A 10,957-nucleotide genomic window follows, 5' to 3' on the forward strand; every position below is an offset into this window, starting at 1 on the left:
CGGGGCGGCATCCCATGAGATGCCGCCCCGCCCCTTCAGGAGATCAGATCAGGATCAAGTCCGCAGCCGTCACCGCATGGTTGTTGTCGAGGATGATCTCGAACTCGGCAGTGGTGTTGCTCCCGCTGATGTTGCCGAACAGCGCCACCTTGCCGCCATCCGTACCCACCCGCAGCTGGCCGAGGCCGGTGAAGGCGGCAGAGCCGATGAAGGTGAAGTGCTGGATCCCCGCCGTGTTCGCGTCGGCGTCGATCCCCGTCAGGTCGATCAGGTCCCCGGTCTGGAAGTCGAGGATGCGATCGGCCAGGGTGCCCAGGCGGCTTTCCGTCGCTGCCTTGAACACGAAGCGGTCATTGCCGCCGCCACCGGCGAGGGTGTCTGTCCCGATGCCGCCGATGATCACGTCGTTGCCGGCGCTGCCGGTGATCGTGTCGTTGCCCGAGCCGCCTTCGATCGAGCCGATGCCCGTCAGTGTCACCCCGGTGAAGTCCAGCGTATCGGCCGCAGCGCTGCCGAGGACTTTCACCCCGGTCTGGCCGCTGGCATCGATCGCCTCGATCTGGGTCCATGTCGTGGTGTTGAGCGAGAGGTTGTCGGAGGTGATCCGCACCGTGTCGAAGCCCGAACCGCCGTTGATGGTATCCCGGCCGGAGTTGAGTCCGACGAGGAACACATCGTCACCGCCACCGCCGTTGAGGATATCGTTGCCGACCCCGCCGTCGATCGTGTCGTTGCCGTTGCTGCCGGTGATCGTGTCCACACCGCCGCCGCCGGAGATCAGCGCGATCCCCGTCAGCGTGGCGCCCGAGAGGTCGATGGTCTCGGTCGCGGCGCTGCCCGCGATCGTCACATTGGCATAACCGCCCGAGGAGAAGCCTTCGACATTGGTGATCGAGGCAATGCTGAAGGTCACCTCGTCGGCAGCCGCGACCACGGTATCGTTGCCGGTGCCACCGTCGATGGTGTCCTTGCCTGCCGTCGCGCCGATGATGAACGTATCGTCATCGGCGTCCCCGTACATCGTGTCGTTGCCGGTCCCGCCGGTGATCGTGTCGTTCCCGGCACCGCCGCGCAGTTCATCGTTGCCAAGTCCGCCGGTCAGCGTGTCATTGCCGGCGCCGCCGAGCAGCGTGTCGTTGCCGGTGCCGCCGTCGATGGTGTCGTTGCCGTTGTTGCCGTCGATGGTGTCGTTGCCGATACCGCCGAAGATCGAGTCCACCGCCGTGCTGCCGGTGATCGTGTCGCTGCCGGCGCCGCCGTCGATGCCGGTGATCCCGCTCAGCGTCGTGCCGCTGAAGTCGAGCGTATCGGCAGCGCTCGATCCGAGGATCGAGACGCCGGTGAAGGCGCCGCCCGAGATCGTCTCCACCCCGCTGAGCGAGGACAGCCCGATCACGGTGTTGTTCGCGGTGGCACGAATGGTGTCGTTCCCGAGACCGCCGTTGACCGCGTCGAACCCGCTGTTCGGATCGACCAGGATCAGATCGTTGCCCGCGCCGGTCGAGATGGTGTCGTTGCCGGTGCCGGCGTTGACGGTGTCGTTGCCGGCGCCGATGGTGATGGTATCGTTGCCCGCCAGCGTGTTGACCGTCCAGTTGGCATTTTCGGCCGAGGTGAAGGTGTTGGCCGCCGCCGTGCCGGTGTAGGTGCGCGCGGCGAAGGGGGTGAACACCACATTGGCGCTCGCCGCGGTCAGGCCGCCCAGACCATCGCTTACCTGATAGGCAAGCGTCATCGTGCCGGTGAAGCCCGAGTCCGGCGTGATCGTGAAGGTGCCGTCGCCGTTGTCGGTCACCGTCCCGTTCGAGGCGGTCAGGTTGGCCACGCTCAGCGTATCGCCGTTGCCATCGGTGTAGCCCGTCAGCAGCGCCGAGGCGCTCACCGTATAGGCGGTCTGCTGCGTGCCGTTCGCCAGCGTCGCGGCAGTGCCGGTCAGCACCGGCGCATCGTTGTAGTACTGCTTCATGAGGAGCAGCTGGCCGCCTTCGACGAGGGTGGCGAAGTTGGCGCCCGAGTTGGCGAGGGTTGCCGCGGCGTGGTTCTGGACGTCGAGCAGGTAGGCCTTGTGGTGGGCATCGCCGAAGGTGGCGGTGACGTCGAGCACGCCCGAGCTTTCCTCGTCCTGCGTGCGGAAGTCCGCGCCGCCGGCGAGGAAGCGGGCCGGGTCGTGCTGGGCAAGCTGGGTCAGCGTGTCGGTGACCGGGTCATACTGCCAGACCTTGCCGATGTGGGCATTGTTGCCGACGTCTTCCTGCAGGATGACCTTGCCCTGGAAGTCGACGGTGATGTTGTCCAGCATCTGCTGGCCTTCGGTCCCGTCGAGCACCGCGACGATCGTGCCGCCCTTGGTCGGGTCGGTGATGTCGTTGAAGGTGAACTGGTAGAGCCGCGAGGGCGCATTGAAGGCGTTGGTGGTGACGAAGTAGCCGCGTGCCGGGTTGGTCGGATCCCACGCGATGTCTTCGGGGCGCAGGAAGCTGGTGACGCCCGCCGCCTCGCTTGCCGCATCGAGCTGCGCGCCGGTCGAGCCGCGCACGTCGCCCAGATCGACGAGGCTGAACGTGCCGCTCGGGATGGCGGTGTTCGATTCGTTGTTGTTGGCGGTCGCGTTGTTGAGATTGTCGACCTTGATGCCGTAGAGCTTGCCGTTGGTGAGGCCGGCCTTGTCCACCGCGCTGCCGGTCGCCTGCTTGGTGCCGATGTAGACATAGACCTGGCCGTTCTGGCCGTCGTCGGTCCCCATCACGATCGTCTTGTCCTGGGTGAACGTGCCGTTCGCCACCGCGTTCTCGTGGCTGAACTTGCCGAGCCCGGCCAGATCATAGGCGGTGCCGTTCTCGGCCCCGCTGGCGATCACGCCGAGCACGCGGCCTTCGACACCGCTTTCCTCGCCGGTGAGGAAGATCTTGTCGGTCGTGCCGAGGCCCGTCGCGGCGTTGTAGAAGGCGTTCTGCGGGGCAAGGTCGGCCGAGCAGAAGCGGCCGAACGCGACCGTGGCGGTCTCGTAGACGCCCAGCGTGGGGTTCCAGATCTTGACGGTCGAGAAGGCATCCTGGCCCGAGATCACCGAGAGGTCGGCCTTGTCGATGATCAGCTTCGAGATGTAGGCACCGGTCGCCCCGTGGTCGCGAACCGTGCCGCGGTTGCTGGCAAGCTCGTGGTTGACCAGCACGGTAACCGTGCCGTCGCCGTTGTCGAACATGCCGATGCCGTCGGGGATCCCGCCGAACAGGTAGGTGCCGCCATTGGTCTTGCTGGTGGCATCGCCGGTGGTGATGATCGCCTGGAAGGTGACGTTCGCGCTGACGGGCAAGAGGTACGGCGTCTGGCTCGAACGCGTGTCGGCGACGTCGGTGACGGTGACGGTGAGCGTCTGCGTGTCGGTGGCCGTGCCGTCGCTCGACGAGACGATCACTTCATAGACGTTGTTCTTGTCCGCATCGGCCGCCCGCTCGAAGTTGGGTGCCTGCTTGAACGAGATCACACCCGTCGCCGCATCGATCTGGAACAGCGAGGCATCCGCACCGCCGGCGATCGCGTAGGTCAGCGTCGTGCCCGCATCCGGATCGGTGGCCGTGACGGTCGTGACCGCCGCGGTGTTCTCCGCGATCGAGAGCGAGGCCGCGGCGCCGCCACCGTTCGAGGTGATCGTGGGTGCTTCGTTGACGTTGGTCACCGCAATCGCGACGTCCTGCTCGGTCGTGTTGGTGCCGTTCGAGGCGACCACGCGCACGTCGTAGACGTTGTTGGCGCCGGCATCCGCCGGGGCCTCGAAGTTCGGCGCGTTCTTGAAGGTGACGACGCCGGTGCTGCTCACATCGAACAGCGCCGCATCCGCACCCGTCAGCGAGTAGGTGATCGTGCCGGTGAGGCCGGTCGACTTGCCAAGGTAGGCGGCGGCGGTGTCGTTCTCGGCGAACGCGGTGGCGGCATCATTGAGCAGATAGTCGCCCACCAGCACGGTATCGCTGCGCACCGCCTGGTTCTGGATACGCGTGTCGAGCGTCTGCGGGGTATCCGCTTCGTTGTAGGCGTTGGCCTTGGTGGCGTAACGCTCCTGGAAGTATTCGGCGAAGGCCTGCTGTTCGCCGATGGCGTTGGCGGGCACGACGGCCGGATCGGTGAAGTTCAGCGACGAGCTTACCGGCGCGGAGAGCGTGCCGTCATTGAGCAGGAAGCGGAAGTTGGTCGCGTTCGCCTTGACCAGGTAGCCGTCGCCGCCGTTGGCGGTGAAGTTGAGCGCAACCGCGGTGATCACCGAGGGGGCACCAGCCACGACCACTCCGTTGTCGGCGACGACCGCGGTGATGTCGCCGTTCTCGTTGACGAGGACGACATCCTGCACGCGGCTGCCCGCCGCCTTGGTCGGATCGTACGAGAAGCGCACGCCGCCGATCTGGATGAAGCCGCCGTTGTTGGGATTGAGCGCATTGGGCGAGTTGAGGATGTTGAGCAGACCCTGCGCGGTCGTGTCGAACACCATCAGCTTGTTGTCGAAGCGCAGCGCGTTCTCGACATCGAGCTGGCTGACTTCGCCGTCGACCGAAGGCGGAACCTTGGTCACCGTCCCGTCGCCGTTGTTCAGGATCGTGCCGATCTGCGCGCGGATGCCGCCGCCGTTCTTGATCGAGACGATCGCATGCTCGCTGGTGAGACCCAGCGCATCGCGGGCGACATCGGCGTTGGCGTCGGCCGAGACGTTGCCGAGGTTGGTTTCCTGGTTGCGGACCTGGATGCGCTCGCCTTCCAGGTAGACGTTCGTGTAGCCGTAGATGTTGCCATCCTTGGCATCGATCACCGCCTTGACCGCATCCGTCAGCTGCTTGACCTGGTTGCCGCGCGTACCGGCCGCAAAGGCGGTGTCGGACAGATCGCCGTCGAGGTCGTTCCAGGCCGCGGCCACATTCGCAGCGGTCGAGGCATAGGCACCATTGACCGCGGTGTTGTTCGCCACGCTGTCGAGCAGGATGTCGCCGTTCTCGTCGAAGTCCACGACGAGGCGGCCGAGGTAGGTGTACTCATTGTCGGTGTTGACGATCAACGTCGGCTTGCCGTCGGCTCCTGCCGTCACGATCGGATAGGTATTGGCAAAGTCCGCACTGTGGCCCGGGAAGTTGACCGCCACGTCGTCCGCATCGCCAAGGCGGGTGTTCGAACCCGCAGAGAGGATGATGTCGACGCCGTTGAGGAGCGGCGCGAGCTGCTGCTCGAAGGTGATCTGCTGCAGGTGGCTCAGCAGCACGATCTTGTTGACGCCCTGCGCGCGCAGATCGTCGATGACCGGCTGCAGCTGGGCCGCCAGCAGCGCCATGTTGTTGGTCTCGCCATTGGCACCGGGGCCGAACGGGAAGCCGAGGATTTCGGCACCCGTGGGCGAAGAGATCGATTCAAGGATCTGCGTGGTCACGCCGACCAGACCGATCGTCTGGCCACCTTCGTTGATCACCGCCGAAGGCGCGATCCGGCCCTTGAGGTCCTGCGCCTCTTCGTTGGCCAGCACACCGGTGCCCACGGTCTGCGTGAAGCGCGCGTTGAGCGGATCGGCGGGGAACCCGGCCGGGTTCAGCACCAGGTTCGCCGAGATCGACGCATAGTTGGCGCCGACCCAGCCGCCGCCGGGCGCGATCGAGGACAGATAGACGTTGGAGCCGAGATCCCACTCGTGGTTGCCGATGCCGGTTGCCTCGACCCCGATAAGGTTGTGGATCGCGGTATCGACGACGCCCGGCGCCGGGGTCGTGCCCGGGGCGGTCGAGATGGTCGAACCGGTCACGCGGTTGATCACCGGGATCAGCGAGGGATCGGTGCCCGCCGCGAGGAACGGCCCCGGCAGGAAGGTGTCGCCGCCCGCCAGCGTGATCGAGTTGGCGTACTGGTCCTCGAACCGGTCGGCGAGCGCGGCAAGGAAGGGCGCCGTCTGCGGCGCGAGCGTGCCCGCCTCGCCATCGGAGAGGTGCAGCAGCTGCAGCGTGTAGCGCTCGACCACGTTGGTCACCGTGATCGCGAACGACTGGCTGTCGCTGGCAATGCCGTCGCTGGCCGTCACCACCACGTCATAGACATTGTTGCCGCCCGCATCGGTCGGCGCCTCGAAGTTCGGTGCGTTCTTGAACGTCACCGCGCCCGTCGAGGCGTTGATATCGAACAGCGCGGCATCGGTGCCGCTGAGGCTGTAGACCAGCGTCGTGCCCGCATCCGCATCGCTCGCCTGCACGGTGGTGACGGTCGTCGTGTTTTCCGCGACCGAGATCGCTGCAGTGTCCCCGCCGCCATTGCTGGTGATGGACGGGGCATTGTTGAAATAGGCCGCGACGCTGACGGTGCCGCTGCTGAACGAGAAGGTCTCGATGTTGGTCAGCGTGTCGGTGCCGTCCGGCGAGGACGCGCGGTTGTCGACCACGGTGATCGTGCCGCCGCTGCGGGTGATCGTGTAGTCGGTGATCGCGCCGGAGAAGCCTGCGGTGTCGTTGTCGGCGCCGCCGTCGATGGTGTCGTTGCCCGCGCCGCCGATCAACAGGTCATTGCCGGCGCCGCCGTTCAGCGTATCGTTCCCGCCGAAGCCCTTGATCGTGTCGTTGCCGCCGCGGCCGTTGAAGGTGTCGGCATCGTTGCCGCCGTTGATGGTGTCGTCGCCCTCGCTCTGGGTCTGCACCGAATAGAGCGTGACGGTGTTCGATACTTCATTGCCGCTGACGAGGAGCGCCTGACCGGTCGGGCTGCTGGCCGCCGAGATGAACGTCTGGACTTCCGGCCCGAGGTCGGTCGAAGCTTCCTTCTGGTAGCCGACGAACGAGGCGTTGGCCGGATCGGTCACGTCGTAGACCATCACGCCGCCGACGCGCTCGAGCCCGACGAAGGCATAAGTGCGGCCATTGACGACGCCGATGGTGACGCCTTCGGGCTCCGGCCCCTTGTCGTCCGAACGCGTGTCGAACGAGCTGTTCGCGACGCTCTGGTTGCTGTTGAAGGCCGGGACGCCGTTGTTGCCCAGCGCGGAGGTGATCGCCTCGAACTCGCCGCCGGTCTCGCGCACCTTGGTGATCGTGCCGTCGGCATTCTGGCGGAAGATCGAGATGCCGCGTCCGCCGAGCGCGTAGATCACGTCGTAGTCGCCGTCGTTATCGGTGTCGCCGATGCCCGACAGCACGTTGAGACGGCCGAGGTTGGCGTCCTGCTTCAGCGTCGCGGCATTGGGGAAAGCAGTCGGGTCGAGCACGTAGGACGCGCTGCTCAGGCGCAGCGCGTCGGTGAGCGCATCGGGTACGCGCGCGTCGCCTTCGTTGGCGGTGACGAAGTAGGTGGAGCCGCCGACCGTGAACGAGGCGATCGCATCGGGCTGCAGCAGACCGCGCAGACCGGTCCAGTTGCGCAGGTTGATCGAGCCGGTGGCGCCAGCGCCGTCGCGGTCGCTGGTGTCGATCTTGTTGCCCGAAAGGCTCCAGTCGACATAGCCGAGCGGCTGGATCGCGATGGGCTTGGTCGCGGCCGGATCGGTGAGGTCGATCACCGCGACGCCGTTGACTTCCTGCAGCGTCACATAGGCGCGCGTGCCATCGGGCGAGACAGTGATGTATTCAGGCTCGATGTCCGCAGCGGCGGTCTGCCCGGCAAGGATGTTGAGCCCCTGCGAACGCAGCGTGGTTTCGCTGCCGTTCAGATGGTCGAAGCTGATCGTGTTGACGACGCTGGCATTGGCCGCTCCGGTGCTCAGGTCGATGATGCTGATCGAACCGGTGGGGTTGGACGTCGATGACAGCCGCTCGGCTTCGTTGGCGACGAGGATCTTGCTGCCATCGGGCGTGAAGGTCACCTGATCGGGCAGCACGCCGACCTGGATGGTCTTGATCAGCGAGTTGTCGGACGCATTGAACAGCGCGATGTAGCCGCCCTCGGTCTGCACGGCGTTTTCATAGGCGACCGCGATGACGCCGTTCTTCACGGCCACACTGTTGACGCCGCCCGTGCGGTAGCCCGTCAGGCCCGTCAGCGAAATCGCCCCGACAGTGGCGATCGAGGCGGGGGCATTGGCATTGTCGGTGATCTGCGAGATCACGACGGTGTTGGCGTTGATGTTGGTCGAGTAGACCTTCCCGTTCTCGAACGCGACGCTCTCGGCCCCGGCGCTTGAACCGCTGAATGCGGAACTGACATTGCCCAGCCGAACCAGAACGACATCGTTGGTTGCCGTGGGCGAGGTTACCCCCTGCAGGTTCGAAGCGGCTTCATCCAGAATCACCGTACCGTTGATCGTCGTAGGCATTATGCGGCTCCAGCAATAGAATTTCGATGAACAGGAAATGTCTTGTGCAAAGGCGCAAAGACCCCAACGAACAACTAATCAATTGTTCGATAGAGCTTTAATGAGTTGCGATGTCGATGCCGAACAAGTGGCATCATTAATCACCCCGCCCGCACAAATTCGTCAAATCTGTCAAATTTGTAATGATTTTCCTATAAACTGTTTGAATTTATTCGGAAAAAATCACCAACATGAATATTTGTTAATCAAGTGGTAATGTCGATTCGTGAAACGACGGTGACACCAGATCGGTCATCCGCGATGTCGGGCGCGGCCATGGCATCAATCCAGATCAGGCAGGCGTGCAGGATGCCCAAGTTGGTGCCAAGTTAAGTTCTTTACAAATCGCCGGATGATCACCGCGAGCGTGCTTCAGGGTGCATCAATTCGGACGTGCAACTCCCCATCCTGAAAACCAGATGGTTTCAGGTGCATCGAGCCGGCTCGAAACTAGGTTATGTCCCCCGAGGCGCGGTCAGGAATCGCTCCTCGAGGATTGGATAGTGGTCGCCGATGTCAGGCTGGTTACATTTTTCACTAACCAGATATACGTGGAGACACGAAGGTGCATGAGCCTGCCCCGTCTGCTGCCAGACGCGGCAAGCTGCCTGAATGGGCATTTCCCAGGACTGCCATGCTCGCTATGCCCGGGCACGTCGCACCGAACGGAGTACGCAATGTCGCAATCGAAAAGTCTGATGGTCGGCGTCGCCCAGATTGCTCCGGTGTGGCTTGACCGCGAAGCGACTGTCGCCAAGGTCGTGGAATGGATCGGGAAAGCGGCTGACGCAGGGTGCGGCTTCGTTGTCTTCGGCGAAGCGCTCATTCCCGGCTACCCCTTCTGGATCGAGCATACCGACGGCGCGCGGTTCAACTCCGCCAGCCAGAAAGCGATGCATGCCCACTACCTTGATCAGGCTGTGCAGATCGAGGCAGGGCACCTCGACGCGGTCTGCCGCGCTGCTGCAGACCGGCAGATCGCCGTCATGGTCGGTATCATCGAGCGCGCGGCCGACCGGGGTGGTCACAGCGTCTACTGCTCGCTCGTGCATATCGGGGCGGACGGCGTGATCGCCTCGGTCCACCGCAAGCTCCAGCCCACTTATGAGGAACGGCTGAGCTGGGCGGCCGGAGACGGGCATGGCCTGCAGGTCCATGACGTCGGCCCGTTCCGCGTCGGCGGGCTCAACTGCTTCGAGAACTGGATGCCGCTGTCGCGCGCCGCGCTCTATGCGCAGGGTGAGGATCTGCATGTCGCGGTCTGGCCCGGCAATCTGCGCAACACGGAAGGAACCACCCGGTTCCTCGCGCAGGAGGGCCGCAGCTTCGTGCTGGCCGTCTCCGGCTTGCTGCAGCGCGCCGATATCCCCGCAGATTCGCCGATGGCCGCAATGCTGGAGACGTGCCCCGATGTGCTGGCCGATGGCGGCTCGTGCATCGCGGGCCCGGATGGTGCATGGATCGTCGAGCCGGTCGTTGGCGAAGAAGCGCTGCTCACCGCCACGCTCGATCACACACGCGTCTTGCAGGAGCGGCAGAACATGGACATCGCCGGTCACTACGCGCGGCCGGACGTGACCCGGCTGGTCGTCGATCGGCGCCGGCAGTCCCTTGCCAGCTTTCTCGACGATCCCGCCTGAACGCTGATGACCATGGAGGCTTCATGACTGAGCTTACGCCCTTCCACATCGCCTTTCCGGTCGACGATCTCGACAAGGCACGGGCATTCTACGGCGAAGTCCTCGGCTGCCCGGAGGGGCGCAGCGCGGACCACTGGATCGACTTCGACCTGTTCGGGCACCAGATCGTGGCGCACTTGCATCCGGCGCACAGCAAGGCGCCGGCCATGGCCAATCCGGTCGACGGGCACGACGTGCCGGTGCCGCACTTCGGCGTGGTGCTCACCATGCCCCAGTGGCACGCCCTTGCCGAGCGGCTGCGCGCGGCAGGAACGGTGTTCGTGATCGAGCCGACGATCCGCTTTCGCGGGCTGCCGGGTGAGCAGGCGACCATGTTCTTCCTCGACCCGGCCGGGAATGCGCTGGAATTCAAGGCTTTCGCCGATATGGCCTCGCTCTTCGCCACGTGAACTGGCCACCTCAGCCCAGCTGCCTCACCCCGATACCCGGATTACCGCGGATCCGATCCCGCTCCGGCGCTCGGCGTCAGGCGGTCACACTACGCTGACTGCGATCTTGCGAAGGGTTGGCGCACTACCGAGCTAGGCGAACAAATTGGGTGCTGTGCTTGCCGGAAATGCCAAGCCCGCAGCCGGGGTCAGCAAAATCGATCCAACTGTTCGAAAGGTTTGGTGGACGCACTAGGGCTCGAACCTAGGACCCGCTGATTAAGAGCCATGATCAGAGGGTCCTAGCGCGTCCGTATGTGTCCAAAAATGGCGGAAATCTGCGAATCATAGTCCGCATTGTTCTTGAAATGTTCGCCAGTATCCACTACAAAAAGCTACCTAAGGTAGCAGGTTCATATGGCGAACAAAGTAGGTTTGACGGACGCAAAGATCGCAGGGCTGAAGGCGCCGACTGCGGGTCAGATTGAGCTCGCCGATGGTATCGTACCCGGCCTTAGGCTCCGCATGGGTGCCAGTGGTATCAAGACGTACATTCTGCGCAAGCGGGTTCAGGGCAAATGGTTGAATGT

Annotated in this window: 3 protein-coding genes and 1 tRNA gene; 2 read left to right on the forward strand and 2 right to left on the reverse strand. The window is 64.4% G+C overall.

Annotated features, from left to right (window positions below; genetic code table 11):
• Nucleotides 1-43 precede the first annotated feature (43 nt).
• Nucleotides 44-8,260, reverse strand: a complete 8,217-nt coding sequence (locus IP83_RS14170; RefSeq protein ID WP_054122882.1) for a choice-of-anchor I family protein — start codon at nt 8,258-8,260, stop codon at nt 44-46.
• A gap of 716 nt (nt 8,261-8,976) precedes the next feature.
• Between IP83_RS14170 and IP83_RS14175 the strand changes: the two genes are divergently transcribed.
• Both IP83_RS14175 and IP83_RS14180 read left to right on the forward strand, forming a co-directional pair.
• Complete coding sequence (locus IP83_RS14175) at nt 8,977-9,939, forward strand: carbon-nitrogen hydrolase family protein (protein WP_054122883.1); 963 nt, start codon at nt 8,977-8,979, stop codon at nt 9,937-9,939.
• Nucleotides 9,940-9,962: 23 nt separating this feature from the next.
• Nucleotides 9,963-10,388, forward strand: a complete 426-nt coding sequence (locus IP83_RS14180) for a VOC family protein (RefSeq protein WP_054122884.1) — start codon at nt 9,963-9,965, stop codon at nt 10,386-10,388.
• A gap of 220 nt (nt 10,389-10,608) precedes the next feature.
• Here the strand turns inward: IP83_RS14180 and IP83_RS20330 are convergent.
• A tRNA-Lys gene (locus tag IP83_RS20330) sits at nt 10,609-10,690 on the reverse strand.
• Nucleotides 10,691-10,957 lie beyond the last annotated feature (267 nt).

The sequence above is a fragment of the Novosphingobium sp. AAP93 genome, from assembly GCF_001296055.1.
Lineage (GTDB): Bacteria > Pseudomonadota > Alphaproteobacteria > Sphingomonadales > Sphingomonadaceae > Novosphingobium.

Coding starts and splice junctions, on each gene's coding strand:
- IP83_RS14180 (WP_054122884.1), top strand. CDS start 9,963: ATGACTGAGCTTACGCCCTTCCACATCGCCTTTCCGGTCGACGATCTC.
- IP83_RS14175 (WP_054122883.1), top strand. CDS start 8,977: ATGTCGCAATCGAAAAGTCTGATGGTCGGCGTCGCCCAGATTGCTCCG.
- IP83_RS14170 (WP_054122882.1), bottom strand. CDS start 8,260: ATGCCTACGACGATCAACGGTACGGTGATTCTGGATGAAGCCGCTTCG.